Genomic DNA, 14852 nt, shown 5'->3' with positions numbered 1-14852 from the left:
GCAATGTTCATTTGCAAGCGATGCATTCCAATGAACATTGCAAGGGGCATTGTGAAGTTAGGGGCGAAGCAGCCGATGATATCGATCTTAACGCTCGATATGCTCCTCAAACCAGCGAACGATGTGGCTCAAACGTCTTACCCGCAGATGCGGATGGCCGCTCCGGGACAGATTATGGTCAGCGCCAGGGAAGCGGATGAGCTGTGTCTTTCTGCCGAGCTTCTTCAAGGCGATAAACAGCTGCTCGCCCTGCTCGATCGGACAGCGAAGATCCTGCTCCCCATGCAGAATCAAGAGCGGGGTATTCACGTTCTTCACGTAGGCGAGCGGGGAATGCTTCCACAGCTTCTCCAGATCGTCCCACGGGTTGCCCCAGATCTGGTCATGCGTGAACGTATACCCGATATCGCTGACGCCGTAGAAGGAGATCCAGTTCGAGATTGAGCGCTGCGTGACCGCCGCCTGGAACCGGTCGGTATGGCCGACGATCCAGTTGGTCATGAAGCCTCCGTAGCTGCCGCCGGTTACGCCGAGACGGGAGCCGTCCACGTAATCATAGGTATTCAGGACATAATCCACGGCTTCCATGAGGTCCTGGTAGTCCCGGCCGCCATAGTCTCCCCGGACGGTGTTGACGTGAACCTGACCGTATCCATGACCGCCGCGGGGATTGGTGTAGAATACCGCATAACCGGCAGCAGCCAGCAGCTGGAATTCATGCATGAACGTGTGCGCGTACATCGCCTGCGGTCCCCCGTGAATCTCAAGCACCGCCGGAACCTTCGAGCCTTCCCTGAAATCAACCGGCTTCATGATCCAGCCTTGGATCGACCAACCGTCGGAGGTGCGGAACGTGAATACCTCCGGCTTGCTGAGGTCAAGCTCATCCCACAGCTCCTTGTTGCACTCCGTAAGCTGCTTCTCCCTGCCGTTGTCTGACGAGTAGAGGAACAAATCGCCCGGCTGCAGGGAATCGGCTGCGGCGAATACGATGTTCTCTTCCGGAGTCAGGGCGAATTGATAAACCTCGCGTTCCCCGGATACGACCAGCTCGTAGGAGGAGCCGTCCAGTGCAAAACGGCCGATGTACACGCCGCCGTCCTGGCTGAGCTGGAGATATACCGATTGGCCGTCTCTGCTGAACAGCGGCGGCGTGCCGGCGCCGGCACGCATATCGCTGACTGCCGCATGGCCCAGCTGGATATCCATGTCCGGGAAGAGCATACGGGATTCTCCACCCGCTAGCGGAACCAGATGAATCTTGGAGAGGGTGGCGAATCCGCAGGACAGATCACTGGCGAGCAGGAGAATGTGACGGCCGTCCGGCGTGAAAGCGATCGTTCCGATGGATAGCGACCCATCCGTAATTTGGCGGGCGTTGGAGCCGGATGCCTCGGCTACGAATACATCGTTCGTCAGTCGGAAGTCCGGATCGGGAAAAGCCTCGGAAGCGGTGCTGGCACTATAAGCGATACGTGTGCCGTCCGGCGACCAGGCAAAGGACTGCACATCGAACTCGCCATCCGTAAGCTGCTTGGTTTCTTCGGCCGCAAGATCCACGAGGTGCAGATGAGACCGGCGTCCGTTCCACAATCCCGCGCCATCGGCTTTATATCGGATACGGTTGTAGATTTTCTCTTCCGGCAGCTTATCCTTCCCGCCTTGCTCCTGCGATTCTTCTTCTCCGCTCTCTTGCGCGGCATCCGCCACTTCGCTTCGCACGAGCAGCATCTTGCTGTCCGGCGACCACTTAAAGGCGCTGACGCCATATTTCAAATCGGTAACGGGGCGAGCTTCGCCGCCGCTTGCCGGCATCGTCCATACTTGAGGCTTGTCATCCTTTTTCCGTAGGAAAGCAAGCTGTTGACCGTCCGGCGACCAAGCCGGGGCGCCATCCGTTTCGCCCGCGGTGAACGGAATGTCCCGATCCGCGCCGGCTGGAAACAGCCGGATATGGGTGCGGTAGCCATCCTTTTTCTCATTAACGGTCTTATGTACATAGGCAATAGCGCCGCTGGCAGGAGATACGACCGGGTCGTTCACCCAGCTCATCCGGTACAGATCCTCAGGGGTCATCCGTCTCTTTGCAGTCATAAATCATCCTCCAATTCTAGTATATATTAATGCTCATTATCCCAGATAATGGCATGAATTACTAGATGAAAATCGAGAGAATTAACCTGGTAATTTTCATGCAAAACCGAAGATATCAGGAATATATGACAGAAATGAAGGGGGAGCTGCCTCCTGCTAAGGTTGAATTCACTCTATTAATTATCAGACGGTCAATTTATCCTCGTTTTACCTGCGCATTCCGGCCCTGACCCGGATGCGTCTCGGGAGCGTCCCAGGCAATTCGTGAGCCTCTTCTCTTTTTGGTATAATTGAGATAGACTCTCAATTGAGGATATTGCAAAAATCCAAAGAGCGACTTTCAATTAGCAATATATAGAACGAAATGGTTTAGTTCATCTATATAATGTACCCGGAAGCGGCTGAAATCGAATTTTGCAAAATCTGAACTAGGAGTCGGCGTAAGCCGATTCTGAAGAGAAATGAATCTGCTTACTATGCGGCCGCATAGGAAGGCCTAATATCGATAATATGCTTAGGAGGATACAGGATATGAACGTAAGTGAAGCGATCCGCACGCGCCGCAGTATCGGCAAAGTAAAGCCTGACGCCGTGCCGCAGGAGCTGCTGGAACGAATTATTGAGGCGGGCACCTGGGCGCCGAACCATAAAATGACGGAGCCTTGGCGATTTTTTGTGATGCAGGGCGAGGGCCGGGATATACTCGGTAACGCTCTTGGCGACATTCAAGCTGCAGGTGCAGGCGACACCAGCGAAGAAGGGATCGCCGCCGCCCGTGAGTCGGGACGCACGAAGGCATACCGTGCCCCGGTCGTGATCGGGGTTGCTGTCGAGCCCTCAACGGATCCTAAAGTGATTGAGGTTGAGGAGTACGGCGCGGTATTCGCCGCCATTCAGAACATGCTCCTTGAGATTCATGGTCTTGGTCTGGGTGCTGTATGGAGAACGGGAGAGCCGTGCTTCCACGCCCTGATGAATGAAGCATTCGGCTTGAGCCCGAATGGGAAAATGCTCGGCTTCCTGTACATCGGATATCCGGATATGGAGCCGAAGCAAGGCAAGCGGCAGCCGGCAGCCGACAAGACCGTTTGGCTGAACAGCTCTAAGGACGTGTAGTTTCTCTACCGTCCCCGGTCAAAATCCGGTATAATTATCCCTGACTTTGTTGAAGTCCACGGTTCATCCGCCCTTTTGCGGCGATGGACGCGGGCTAGGGGAGTGTAATGAATGAAGCTTCGGTTTATGGAATGGGATTTGGGCGGCAAAATCATTTTTATCGCCACCTGCCTCGCGCTGGCCTCTTTCTTTTTCAACTGGCTGGATATCGGTATCGACGCGGAGAACGGGTTTCTTCAGGGCGGGGTGTTTTTTATCGTGTGCTATATTTATCCGTTCGTGAAGGTAGTACGAGAAAAGCGGATGAACAAGATTATCGCATACAGCTTCGCGCTGCTGGCCGTGCTGTTCACCATCATGTACGTGTCGTCCAGGACGATCGAATTCTTAGGGGAAACGATCCGGGGCGCTGCAGCAGGTCCGTATCTGTTCATGGTTGCTTGCGGCCTGCTGACATTCGGCATCTTCATGCGTAAATATTGACTGACGGGTTTGGGCAGCGTGTTCATCCAAAAGCGGGGGCTGGTCTTTGGGGCATATTTTCTATTTGCCTTGAGATCAGCCCTTTTCGCGTTCAGCTCCAGGACCTATCCAAGTCAGATATTCCTGAGAAGCACGAAGCAGCTGATGGAAACGGCGTAGATGCATAATGACGCTACGGCGTATTTTTTGGCGCGGGCATTCATGGAAAAGGCGGATGCAATTCCGTTGTTCCAGATGTTGCCTATAAAAAGGATCGCGGCAACCGCAAGGGCAGCAAGCGCGATGACCAGCGTTATTTTTTCCATCCGGCATTCCTCCCTGTGTTCTTAGCTGTCTCTATTGTACATGTCCAAGTTTAAATCCCGTTTAAAGCAAGTTTAGAAATCACTTAGGCCGAGGCGGTTAACGACTAACGTTGAGCGGGATACTTGGAATTTGATATACTGGAGGAAGCGGCCGCTAACCGCATGACATTACATAATCAGGAGGGATTTCAGAATGGCCAATCAAGTTTTTACCGATGGACCTACTTTGAATGACGGCGTCAAGATGCCTTGGCTGGGCCTCGGCGTATGGAAGACCAAAGAAGGCGAAGAGGTTATTCAGTCCGTAAAATCCGCCATTGCCGCCGGATACCGCATGATCGATACAGCTGCGATCTACGGCAATGAAGAGGGTGTAGGACAAGCCATTCGCGAATCCGGAGTTTCTCGGGACGAGCTGTTCATTACAACCAAGGTGTGGAACGACGATCAGGGCTACGAGAAGACGCTGCAGGCTTTCGAAACGAGCCGCAAGAAACTGGGTCTGGAAGTCGTGGATTTGTACCTGGTTCACTGGCCGGGTAGAGATAAGTATCTGGAGACATGGAAGGCACTTATTCACCTGCAAAAAGAGGGGCTTGTCCGCTCGATCGGTGTGAGTAACTTCCAAATCCGCCATCTGAAGCATATTATCGAGGAAACGGGCGTCGTTCCGGTCGTGAACCAGGTCGAGCTGCATCCGCTGCTCTCCCAGAAGGAGCTGCTTGCCTATGCGCGTGAGAACAACATCGTGCTCGAAGCCTGGAGCCCGCTGATGCAGGGCAATCTGGATCATCCGGTGCTGGCGCAGATCGCCGAGAAATACGGCAAGACGACGGCGCAGGTCATTCTGCGCTGGGATATTCAGAACGGCGTGATCGTCATACCGAAGTCAATCAAAGAGCATCGTATCCGCGAAAATGCCAACATCTTCGATTTCGAGCTGTCTTCCGAGGATATGGCAGCTATCGACGGCTTGAACGAGAACAAGCGCTTTGGCTCCAATCCGGACGAGTTCCTGTTCTAAATTTGAAAATAAACAAAAAAGAGCGAGACCGCCCGGCAGGGGCGTCTCGCTCTTTGTCATTTTTAACATCCGTTCAATGTCCGATCATCGTTCATCCTCATCAAGCGGCAGCGGCTCTCCCTTTATGCCGAGCCGTCCATCGATCACATCCGCATATAGCCGTTTCAGCCAGTTGAGATCAGTCTTCGCGTGCTCATACATTCCGACCATCAGATGCTGGGTGCTTCGGGGAACGAAGCCGCGGTGCTCCACATACAACTGATACGCCTGATTGACCCGATGCTCGGCATCCCGAATCCGGGCCTGAAGGATCGGGCCGAGGGTTTCGGGATCCGCATGTCGGGAGAAGGGGAGCGCGATATAGAGCGGGTGATGCACCGGCTCTATATCCCTGAACTTCTTCAGCAGCAGCTGCTCAAAATGCTTGCGGCCGGCATTCGTGATCCGGTAAATGGTTTTGTCCGGCCGGTTGTCGCTCTGAATCGTTTCTACCGCTTCGATATAGCCCTCCTCGGCCAGCCGGTCCACGGCATAGTATAGGGAGCCCAATTGGAGCTTGGTGTATTGGTCCATGCCGCGGTCCTTCATGATGCTGTGGATTTCGTAAGGGTGGTAGTTGCCCTCCAGCAGCAGTCCGAGAATGGCCAGCTTCATCGACATAGGCTTATGCCCTCTTACGCATTCTTGGCCTTCTTGCCAGGTACGATGACCCGCTCTTTGCCCATCATGAGCACGAAGACAAGAGCGAGGACGGCCGGCACCAAGGCCCACATAAAGGTCCTTGCAACGGAATCCGCCAGCGAGCCGATGATCTGCTCCCGCACCTGAGGAGGCATCTGGTTCATTACCTCAGGCGACAGAATGGCATCGGCGCTCAGGTCGGCGCCGGCAGGGGCGTTTCCGCCCAGATCGGCAAGACGATTATTCAGGCCGTTACGCTGAATGATGCCGAATATCGTAATCCCTACCGTCATTCCGAAGGAGCGGAGGAAGGAGTTCGTAGACGTGGCGGCGCCCCGCTGCCGTGCGTCAAAGTTATGGATGGAGGCCATACTGAGCACGGAGAAGGAGAATCCGACGCCAAAGCCCGTCAATACCATATAAACCGTCAGCAAATAACGCGGGGTATCCGGGCCGATGGTGCTGAGGCAGAAGATCCCGGCGATAAAGCATACCGCGGACAGAATCATAATGTTCCGGAATGCGGCACGGGTCGTCAGCATGCCGCCCAGCTGGCTCCCGACTACGCTGCCAAGCATCATCGGCATCAGGATCAGCCCGGAATTGGTGGCGCTGCCGCCGTATACGCCGCTGACAAAGATCGGAATGTAGATGGTCGCCACGATGAAGGTTGCGCCATAGAACAGGGCGACGAGATTGCTTGAAGCGAACAGACGCTTGCGGAACATCTTGAACGAGATAATCGGCTCGGCTGCTCGGGTCTCCGCAAACAGAAACACGATGAATAGGACGAGGAAGCCTGCGAACAGTCCCAGAATTTGCGGGGAGCCCCAAGGATAGGTCTGGCCGCCGAGCTCGAGGCCGAACATAAGGCAGATGATGGCGCCGACGAGCGTAGCCGCTCCCGTCCAGTCGATCTTCTGCTTGGTGTGCCCAGGGGATTCCTTGTATGCCGTCATAATGAAGATGAAGGATACGATCCCGATCGGAACGTTGACATAGAAAATCCATTCCCAGCCGATGCTGTCGGTGATGAAGGCGCCAAGAAGCGGCCCCATGATGCTCGAGGTCCCGAAGACGGCGCCGAGCAGACCCGTCATTTTCCCCCGTTTCTCCGGCGGGAACAGGTCGAACACGATCGTAAAGGCGATCGGCATGAGGGCGCCGCCCCCGATGCCCTGAATGGCCCGGTAAATAATGAGCTGGGTCATGCTTCCGGCCATTCCGCATAAGGCGGATCCGATAAGGAAGACGACAAGCCCGAAAATGAAGAACCGCTTGCGTCCATACATGTCGGACAGCTTGCCGAAGATCGGCGTACCGGCCATGACGGCAACCATATACACCGAGGTTACCCACACCACTTGATCGAATCCTTGCAGATCGCGAATGATGGTGGATAACGCCGTGGCGACAATCGTATTATCGATTGCGGACATGAAGATCCCGAGCAGCAGCCCGGCCACAACGAGTTTGATGTTGCTTTGCTGTGCATTCATGATATGTATGCTCCTTTTTTTATATGCAAATTGATTCATATTATTCAAATTTGAATAATACGGTGGTTCTATTGTAGCCGGATTAACAGAAGTTGGCAAGAGGTTAGGAGGGAGGGGAACAGCCGGATTTATGCGGAGAAAAAAAGAGCTGTTCAGCAGGGAACGTACTCCCGCGGAAGAGCTCTAATTGAGTCGATGATTCCGGATGTTTATGCCAACTGCTAGGACGGTACGTCACTATGCCGGCTCATGGAATGAGTTCTCTTTTGTAAAAAAATTCATTAGCAGTTCATCTGAGGCGATTTCGGATCCAGCTGCATGAATTCGATCCGGTTCCCGTCAGGATCCTTGGCCCAGCACTGCCAGTTGTGATCCTTGCCCTGCACAGGCTCCACGTCGAGAGGGACGCCATGCTTGCGGAGATGCTCGGCGATTTCATGGATATCCCGCACCTCCAGGCAGAGATGCGAGAAGCCGATCGGCTGCTGCACGCGCTCCGGCTTGTTCCGGCCGCCGTAGAACAATTCGATGAATTGTCCGTCCCTGACCTTAATGTACTCAATCCATGGCCGGCCCTGATCGTCCGGAATATCGAACGCGCGGGTGAATCCGAGAATGCCGCAGTAGAAGTGCAGGGATTTCTCCATGTCGGCCACATCGAAAGCCAAATGGGCAATGCCTTGAATCATGCCGTCGATTCCTCCTTAGGGTTCCAGGGAGCATTTCATAGAAAGGGTTCACATGCGCACCTGGAGCGTCAAAATGGAATTCATTTGCCTTCTATTGTAACGCAATTCGAATGCGCTTCCATAGTCATTTTTTAGGATGAATCTGCCGGTTCTATGGAGAGGGTTTATCCCGTAAAAAAATAGCCGAGCCCCCACCTTCAGCGGGTCTCGGCTTCATGTGCATCAGTCATCCGGCGCGTTACTCATAGGTGAGCCGGCGCATTACTCATAGGCAAGGCTGTCCAAAATCTCGCTAAGGCTCAGCTCGGCGCAAGCCATGGACGTATCGGCAACGCCGTAATACATCTTCACGACGTCCCCATGGACAAGGGCACCGCAGGAGAACACAACGTCGCCGAAAAATCCGTTCTTCTCATAGTCTGCTTCAGGCTCCATGATCGGGCGGCTCGAGCGGGCAATCACTTTCGACGGATCGTTCGGATCCAGCAGCAAGGCGCCCATGCAATAGCGGTGCTCCTTGGTAGCGCCGTGGTAGAGCTCCAGCCAGCCCTTCTCCGTACGGATGGGAACGGCCCCGCCGCCGATGCGGCCGCTGTCCCACATGCCTTCGCGGAGTCCGGCAAGATGCTTGTGGTTGCCCCAATACACAAGATTGTCGGATTCGGCAATCCACATTTCCGGATTGCCGGTGCTTTTGGTGGTCGGCCGATGAAGCGCATAGTATTTGCCGCCGATTTTCTCCGGGAAGATCAGCACGTCCTTGTTGTCCGGCCCGAAAATCATGCCGTGATGGGTGAAGGTGACAAAGTCCTTGGTGGACACCATCGATTCCCCGATCCCGACGGGGGAGACGGCGGAGAAGTAGATATAGTAAGTGTCCTCGATCTGGGTTACCCGCGGGTCCTCGATGCCGAACGTCTCAAGGCATTGGGCCGGATACACGAGCGGCTGATCCTCGATCGTAAAGCGGTGGCCGTCCTTGCTGCGCGCCAGCCGAATATAAGACAGAGAGGTCAAATACTCGAACGATGCGCTTTGATGGACGTTGCGGATGACCCGGGGATCGGAGAAATCATAGCGTTCATCGTCTGTGCGGAATTCCAGAATGTCGAGCTCCCGGGTTCGGGTGTTGTATACGGGAGCCTTCACGATGCGAGGGTCGCTGCTCACCGGACGCTCCGCAATGCGCAGCAGCAGCAGCACTTCACCGTTGTATTCGGCAACGCCTGCATTGAAGGCGCCAATCACCTCGAAGCCCTCGTGGTACGGCTTTACGTCGGCCGGCGTGATCAGAGGGTTCTCCTCATAACGATATATATTCATAGCTGCAACCCCAATCATTAAGCAGATTTATAATTAAGAAGATGAATCATGTCCAAGTTCGGGTAGCGATCCGAAAAACAGCTGTTTCGGGAATCGAGCATCAGTCAAAAAGCAACGGCATCAGGACTCAAATCGCAGGAAAGGATCGGGCATGCTGATTCGCTGCGCCTCGGCATCGCTGATTCCCGCGTAGAGGTCCGCCGTTCCGTCCGGCTTGCGCATGAGCCCGCCGCTAAACACGACATCGGCGAGATCGGGACGTTTGGCTTCGCCCGGCAGGAAATCGGCCCGGACTGCGATTAGGGCCATGTCGGAATGCTCACCCGTAGCCGGGTCGAGCGCGAACACCATCGGGTAGTAGTGCCGGTCTCCGGCGTCATCGAAGCAGGCGACGTGTCCGAGTACGCCGATCCGCCCGTTCTTGAGCAGGTGCAACTCGTTGGCACCGCCCCATTCCGCGTCGATGAACTGGTCCGCGAGCAGCGGGGCCTCGTTGACCAGCTCTACGGTCAGGTCGCGCAGCGAGGAGGCGACGGCGTACCCGATTTTGCCCCGGCCGCCTTTCGCTCCTTGCGGCCGGGTAAAGACCGCGATCTCCCCGCCGGGCAGCTCGGCGATGCGCAGATCCTTCATGGCGTCGGGGCCGGTGAAGAACGGAGTCAGCTCATGGAGCGTTTTTCCCTTGTACAATACCGTCCGCCACAGCGGCGCATCCGCCTTGAGGGGATGCGGGAAGACTTCGACACCGCCGAGGATCAGCTCCCCTTGAATGAAGGTGAAGAACGGATCCTGCAGCATAAAGACGGGAGCGCCGCTTAGAGGCGCCCAGCTGCTGTCCGGGCGCTCGGTAAAGAAGCGGATTTCCGAACGCTCGCTGTCCCGGGATTCCACCCGGCCGGCGAGGATGGTCTTCCCGCCCAGCGTGAACGGCGCCGTAATGTTATACACATCCTTGCCGCCAACGCCGGTGAAGGACAGCTTCACCGGGTTATTGACGCCTTTCGGCTTATCCTGGTATTCGCGCAGCAGGATCTCGCATGTTTTTATAGTTGAACGGTTCATAGTCAATGCAGTATGCCTCCTTGGACAGTAAACGTAATGATGGGTTTTGGCCGCAGCAAGTGGCCTTATTTCAGGCTGAACTGCATGCCTTCCTTGAACTTCTTGCCGAAAATGATGAACAGGATGATGATCGGCGCGGTCAGCAGCACGGATGCCGCATACAGCGGTCCGGGATAGCTGCCGTACGGCCCGAACATCTGGGACAGGAGCACGTTCAGCGTCAGCATGTTGTCGCTGCGCGCAACAATCATATCCCAGAGCAGCTCCGTCCACCGTTCCATCAGCAGGAACAGGAAGATGACCGCGGTAATGGACTTGGACATCGGTACCATGATTTTATACAAAATTTTAAAGTCTGAAGCGCCGTCCAGCTTGGCCGCCTCGATGAACGCATCCGGGATCGCCTTGAAGAAATTCGTGTACATGAAGATGGCCCACAGGCTGACCGCCTTCGGTATGATCATCGCCCAATACGTGTCGTACAGCCCCAGCTTCTGAATAATCAGGAAGTTGGGGATCAGCAGGATGATGGCCGGGAAGAACATATGAAAGAGCACGAAGTTGTTGACGGTGTCCCGGCCTCGGAACTTCATCTTGGACAGGGCATAAGCCACCATGATCCCGAAGAGCATCATCAAGAAGGTGGAGGCGACTGATACGATTACGCTGTTCAGGAATGCGTTCGTCCACGGTCTGGCAATGCCGACCTCGCCCCCGGTCAGCAGCCATTCATAGGATTGAAGCGAGTATTGGCTCGGAAGCAGCTGGCGGTCCACCTGTGACCAATCGGCGAACGAATTGAGCACCATGTACAGATACGGATAGACCATGACCAGGAGCAGCAGGGTTGCCAAGACATAACGGACCGCAAGACGCCGCTTGTTATTTTTATTAGACCCAACCATTGCGTTTCCCCCACATTTCCAGCACTTTGCGAATTGCGAAGATGGAGATGAAGGTTACCAGGGATGCCAGAATGGCGATCGCCGAAGCATATCCCGCTTGCAGATTCGTAAAGGCTTGATTAAAAATTTCCATCTGCCAGGTGTTCGTCGCGAAGTTCGGACCGCCGCCCGTTAGCTGGTACACCTCGGTGAAGATGCCGAAGGTAACGCCGAACGAGAGAATAAGCGTCGTATACAGCGCAGGATACAGGAGCGGCAGCGTGATTTTCCAGAACCGCTGTCTGTCCGAGACCCCGTCAATCGCCGCAGCTTCATAGATTTCCTGATCGATGCTTTCCAGCCCCGACGTCAGGATCAGCGCATAGTAGCCCGTAAATTTCCAAGCCAAAATCAAACCGACGATAAACAGCGCCGAGAGAGGAGAGCCGAGCCAGTCGATCTGGATGCCGAACGTCCCTCTCAGAAATTCGTTGACCGGACTGTTATAGGACAGGAAGCCCTGCACGATCAGTGATGCGACGACCCCCGAGGACAGATACGGCAGGAAGAACCCGATCAGGTATACGCTTTTGAACCGGGGCAAGCCTTGGATGACGACGGCGACGGCCAGCGACATGGCCGTGACCAAAGGAACGAAGATGATCATGAATTTGTAGGTGACCCAGAAGGCAGCCTGAACCCCCGGCGTTGCCATGGCTTTCAGGAAGTTGTCGAGGCCTACATAATCGTATTCGGGAGCGATGAGATCCCAATCCGTGAAGGACAGATAGAGGGACCAAACGAGCGGCCCCAGGAAGAACACCAGTCCGAAAATAAGGTAGGGGCTGGAGAATATCCAGCCCAATTTATCATTTCGCTTATCGATCATGATTGAAGCTCACCTTCAATCGCTTTCTTCATGTTGTCCCAGCCGGTTTGCGGATCGGTTTCACCCCGGATGATTTTATTGAACGCCTCTTGACCGATGAGCGTCTGAATCTCGTTGAACTTCGGATTGTCCATCGCCGGCACGCCCTTGGACACCGCTTCGGCGTAAGGAGCAAGCTCCGGCTTCTCCGCGAGAATCTGCTTGAAGCCTTCCAGCTCCGTCAAATCATCGCGTGCAGGCGGCAGATTGGTCTGCTCGAACCATTTGACGTCATGCTCTTCCTTGGAATACACCCATTTCAGGAACTCGGCTGCCGCTTGCCGGGATGCTTCCGGTGCTCCCCGAAAGATGACGAGGCCCTTGGCGTCCGCATAAGTCTTCGCATCCGCAGGGTCCATGCCGTCCGGAACAGGAGGCAGCGTCAATTCATAATTCTCGCCGTACTTAAGCTCCGGATACTTCGTCTTCCACATATCGAAGGTCCAAGGGCCGATATCGGTGAATACGCCGGCTCCGGTCTCGAACGGGTCGGTCGCGTTCTGGGACAAAATGCCGCCCGCTTGGCGCAGCTCATCGACGAAGCTCAGCACTTCGACGCCGGCTTTGTCATCCGCAACCAGGCTGGTTCCTTCGACGAACTTGTTGCCGTCCGAGGCTGCATTATACAGCAGGAAGAAGTCAAACCAGCGCTTCCATGCGGTCGGATCCGCCAGGTCGGCGCCCTTCGTCCACATGAATTTATCCGGATGCTTCTCCTTCAGCTTGCTCGTGGCATCCAAAATCTCGCCATACGTACGGGGAGGCTCGTTGTAGCCGATTTCGCGGAGCAGGTCGGTGCGCCATCCGATCAGCATCGGATTGGAATAGATCGGCAGCACGTACTGATGACCGTCGGCGAATACCCAGGGCTTGATCGTCCCCTTCATGTTGCGGGAGCTGACGATCTCTTGGAATTGGGGCAGCTCGTCAAGAGGAATGAGCGCTTTGCTGTTCGACAGCTGGGCCGCGAAGCCGCGGTTGATGTTTTCGGCTACCGTCGGCGCATTGCCGCCTGCGATGGCTGCCTGGATGCTTGCTTCCGAGCTTGGCGATTCCTTGATCGGGCTGACGTTGATCTTCACGTCCGGCTTAACGCTCTCGTATTCCTTGGCCATCTCCTGCCAGAAGGCCTGCTGCGGCGGGTTCGGGGCAGCCCAGAATTCTACGGTGGTCGTCCCGTCAGCGGCTTTCCCGCCGCCTCCGCAAGCGGTGAGCACAGCGCCGCCTACCAATGTCATGGCAAGAAGCATGGCGATTCTCTTTTTCCTCATGTTGACCTGTCCTCCTAATTTACGTATGACTTCCAATGGGAGAATGACAATAAATTGATTTGTAACGTTACTTAATTCGATTAATAACATGACTGAAAGCGCTATATCCACATTATTATGGATTTAAACTCGGTTTGTCAACGATATAGTTGTGAAAATTATCAGATTTCGTGCGTTTATTGACGGAAGGTGTAGAACGGTTTTGCTTTACAATGATTTATTGTAACGTTACAATATTAATTGTAATGTTATTGGGCGAATCTTTCAAATCTCTATCGGTTTTCGGTATAGTAGGATGAGAATCCAATATTTCGATGCGATGCTACTATTCTTCATATAAGAGAAAGGAACGTTATCCTTGACGAAGCCAAAAATTACGATGCAGGATATCGCAGACCGGTTGAATATCTCGAAAAATTCAGTTTCCCAGGCCTTGTCCGGCAAGGCGGGGGTAAGCGAGGAAACGCGCAGGCTGATCTTCCGGACGGCGGATGAACTGGGTTACGTGTATACGGGGAGCCGGAAGCGGAGCGCAGGTCAGGCGGAACAGACGGGAGGAACCGGCAGCATTGCGCTTGTTGCGACGGACTTTGCCTTTTCCATGAGAGGTTTCTTCGGGGAAATCTACTTGACGATCGAGAAGGAAGTGCAGAAGAGGGGCAAAAGCTTGCAGATTCAATCGATATCCAAGCAAATGATGGACGAAGAGGCGCTGCCGGCCTTCATTGAACAACGGGAAGTCGACGGCATTCTCATCCTCTCCCACTTGAGCACCGACTATATGAATAAGCTGGTAGACACCGGCATTCCTACGGTGCTGATCGATCATCATCATCCCGACGTGCACGCGGACGCCATTTTGACGAACAACCGCTTTAGCGCTTACCGGGCCGTGAAGTACCTGTCTGAGCTGGGGCATTCCCGAATGGGCTTTATCGGAAACACCTCCTTTTCGCCGAGTTATTACGAGCGGCTCGAGGGCTTCCATCTTGCCCACCATGAGCTTGGGCTGATCGTGAATCCGGAGTGGATCGTTTCGGACGCGCTGGAGGACCCGGAGTTCTTGGAGAAGCGGATCGGGGCGATGGGGGAACAGCCGACCGCTTGGTTTTGCGTCAATGACGGTCTCGGCTTCATCGTGAATTCGACCGTTCAGAATATGGGTTATCAGGTTCCGACGGATATATCCATCGTCAGCTTCGATAACGGGCAGCTGTCCAGGCTCGCAACGCCGAAAACGACTACGATGGCCGTCGATCTGGCGCTATTCGGTCAGACCGCGATCCGGCAGCTGTTCTGGCGGATGGAGCAGCCGGAGGCCCCGTATATGGAGCTGCTGCTGCCTACGACGCTGATTGAGCGCGATTCCACGTCATCTCCCCGTGCGTAAGCAGGATCAAGCGATAATGTACGGCGCTTGCGAATGACCTAAAGCTCACCGGGGCGGAAATGCACGACACTTACGGAACGACCTAAAGCGTCACCGGGACGAA

Annotated in this window: 14 protein-coding genes; 4 read left to right on the top strand and 10 right to left on the bottom strand. The window is 54.8% G+C overall.

The window, feature by feature from the left end:
- Positions 1–87: 87 nt before the first annotated feature.
- On the bottom strand, positions 88–2094 hold the full coding sequence (locus MKX76_RS20350; RefSeq protein ID WP_028404722.1) for a S9 family peptidase: 2007 nt from the start codon (positions 2092–2094) through the stop codon (positions 88–90).
- A 531-nt stretch (positions 2095–2625) separates the two neighbouring features.
- On the opposite strand from MKX76_RS20350, the gene MKX76_RS20345 reads away from it, so the two are divergent.
- Both MKX76_RS20345 and MKX76_RS20340 read left to right on the top strand, forming a co-directional pair.
- Positions 2626–3210: a nitroreductase family protein gene (locus MKX76_RS20345; RefSeq protein WP_007130557.1), complete on the top strand. Its 585-nt coding sequence runs from the start codon at positions 2626–2628 to the stop codon at positions 3208–3210.
- A 111-nt stretch (positions 3211–3321) separates the two neighbouring features.
- Positions 3322–3693, top strand: coding sequence for a hypothetical protein (locus tag MKX76_RS20340; RefSeq protein WP_007130556.1), 372 nt, complete (start codon positions 3322–3324; stop codon positions 3691–3693).
- 113 nt (positions 3694–3806) lie between these two features.
- Here the strand turns inward: MKX76_RS20340 and MKX76_RS20335 are convergent, their stop codons facing one another.
- The gene (locus MKX76_RS20335; RefSeq protein WP_028404723.1) at positions 3807–3998 is read right to left on the bottom strand and encodes a hypothetical protein; all 192 of its coding nucleotides are present in this window, start codon (positions 3996–3998) and stop codon (positions 3807–3809) included.
- 193 nt (positions 3999–4191) lie between these two features.
- Between MKX76_RS20335 and MKX76_RS20330 the strand changes: the two genes are divergently transcribed.
- The gene (locus tag MKX76_RS20330; protein ID WP_007130554.1) at positions 4192–5022 is read left to right on the top strand and encodes an aldo/keto reductase; all 831 of its coding nucleotides are present in this window, start codon (positions 4192–4194) and stop codon (positions 5020–5022) included.
- An 84-nt stretch (positions 5023–5106) separates the two neighbouring features.
- Here the strand turns inward: MKX76_RS20330 and MKX76_RS20325 are convergent, their stop codons facing one another.
- The 8 genes from MKX76_RS20325 to MKX76_RS20290 form a co-directional block, all read right to left on the bottom strand.
- Positions 5107–5682, bottom strand: coding sequence for a PadR family transcriptional regulator (locus tag MKX76_RS20325; RefSeq protein ID WP_028404724.1), 576 nt, complete (start codon positions 5680–5682; stop codon positions 5107–5109).
- A 14-nt stretch (positions 5683–5696) separates the two neighbouring features.
- Positions 5697–7202, bottom strand: a complete 1506-nt coding sequence (locus MKX76_RS20320) for an MDR family MFS transporter (protein ID WP_007130552.1) — start codon at positions 7200–7202, stop codon at positions 5697–5699.
- Between the two features lie 281 nt (positions 7203–7483).
- Positions 7484–7891, bottom strand: coding sequence for a VOC family protein (locus MKX76_RS20315; RefSeq protein ID WP_007130551.1), 408 nt, complete (start codon positions 7889–7891; stop codon positions 7484–7486).
- A 261-nt stretch (positions 7892–8152) separates the two neighbouring features.
- Positions 8153–9214 carry a BtaManbiosPhlase gene (locus MKX76_RS20310; protein WP_007130550.1) on the bottom strand — a complete coding sequence of 354 codons (1062 nt, stop codon included), beginning with the start codon at positions 9212–9214 and terminating at the stop codon, positions 8153–8155.
- Between the two features lie 120 nt (positions 9215–9334).
- Positions 9335–10282, bottom strand: coding sequence for an MTP-1 family protein (locus MKX76_RS20305; protein ID WP_007130549.1), 948 nt, complete (start codon positions 10280–10282; stop codon positions 9335–9337).
- 59 nt (positions 10283–10341) lie between these two features.
- Positions 10342–11181, bottom strand: coding sequence for a carbohydrate ABC transporter permease (locus tag MKX76_RS20300; protein WP_210094230.1), 840 nt, complete (start codon positions 11179–11181; stop codon positions 10342–10344).
- On the bottom strand, positions 11168–12046 hold the full coding sequence (locus MKX76_RS20295; protein ID WP_028404728.1) for a carbohydrate ABC transporter permease: 879 nt from the start codon (positions 12044–12046) through the stop codon (positions 11168–11170). The genes MKX76_RS20300 and MKX76_RS20295 overlap by 14 nt, the downstream gene beginning before the upstream one ends.
- Positions 12046–13359, bottom strand: coding sequence for an ABC transporter substrate-binding protein (locus MKX76_RS20290; RefSeq protein ID WP_210094228.1), 1314 nt, complete (start codon positions 13357–13359; stop codon positions 12046–12048). The genes MKX76_RS20295 and MKX76_RS20290 overlap by 1 nt, the downstream gene beginning before the upstream one ends.
- Before the next feature lie 358 nt (positions 13360–13717).
- Between MKX76_RS20290 and MKX76_RS20285 the strand changes: the two genes are divergently transcribed.
- Positions 13718–14749 (top strand): LacI family DNA-binding transcriptional regulator, encoded by a 1032-nt coding sequence (locus MKX76_RS20285; RefSeq protein ID WP_245255846.1) that lies wholly within the window; start codon positions 13718–13720, stop codon positions 14747–14749.
- Positions 14750–14852: the final 103 nt, after the last annotated feature.

It is taken from the genome of Paenibacillus sp. FSL R5-0810 (genome assembly GCF_038002285.1).
Classification (GTDB): Bacteria; Bacillota; Bacilli; order Paenibacillales; family Paenibacillaceae; genus Paenibacillus_AQ; species Paenibacillus_AQ lactis.
The sequence above is the reverse complement of the archived record's forward strand: the minus strand, read 5'-3'. Positions and strand labels throughout refer to the sequence as shown.

Excerpts from the sequence above, each read along its gene's own strand:
- MKX76_RS20310 (WP_007130550.1), bottom strand. The coding sequence starts at position 9,214 with ATGAATATATATCGTTATGAGGAGAACCCTCTGATCACGCCGGCCGAC.
- MKX76_RS20315 (WP_007130551.1), bottom strand. The coding sequence starts at position 7,891 with ATGATTCAAGGCATTGCCCATTTGGCTTTCGATGTGGCCGACATGGAG.
- MKX76_RS20325 (WP_028404724.1), bottom strand. The coding sequence starts at position 5,682 with ATGTCGATGAAGCTGGCCATTCTCGGACTGCTGCTGGAGGGCAACTAC.
- MKX76_RS20290 (WP_210094228.1), bottom strand. The coding sequence starts at position 13,359 with ATGAGGAAAAAGAGAATCGCCATGCTTCTTGCCATGACATTGGTAGGC.
- MKX76_RS20340 (WP_007130556.1), top strand. The coding sequence starts at position 3,322 with ATGAAGCTTCGGTTTATGGAATGGGATTTGGGCGGCAAAATCATTTTT.
- MKX76_RS20330 (WP_007130554.1), top strand. The coding sequence starts at position 4,192 with ATGGCCAATCAAGTTTTTACCGATGGACCTACTTTGAATGACGGCGTC.
- MKX76_RS20335 (WP_028404723.1), bottom strand. The coding sequence starts at position 3,998 with ATGGAAAAAATAACGCTGGTCATCGCGCTTGCTGCCCTTGCGGTTGCC.
- MKX76_RS20320 (WP_007130552.1), bottom strand. The coding sequence starts at position 7,202 with ATGAATGCACAGCAAAGCAACATCAAACTCGTTGTGGCCGGGCTGCTG.
- MKX76_RS20345 (WP_007130557.1), top strand. The coding sequence starts at position 2,626 with ATGAACGTAAGTGAAGCGATCCGCACGCGCCGCAGTATCGGCAAAGTA.
- MKX76_RS20300 (WP_210094230.1), bottom strand. The coding sequence starts at position 11,181 with ATGGTTGGGTCTAATAAAAATAACAAGCGGCGTCTTGCGGTCCGTTAT.
- MKX76_RS20350 (WP_028404722.1), bottom strand. The coding sequence starts at position 2,094 with ATGACTGCAAAGAGACGGATGACCCCTGAGGATCTGTACCGGATGAGC.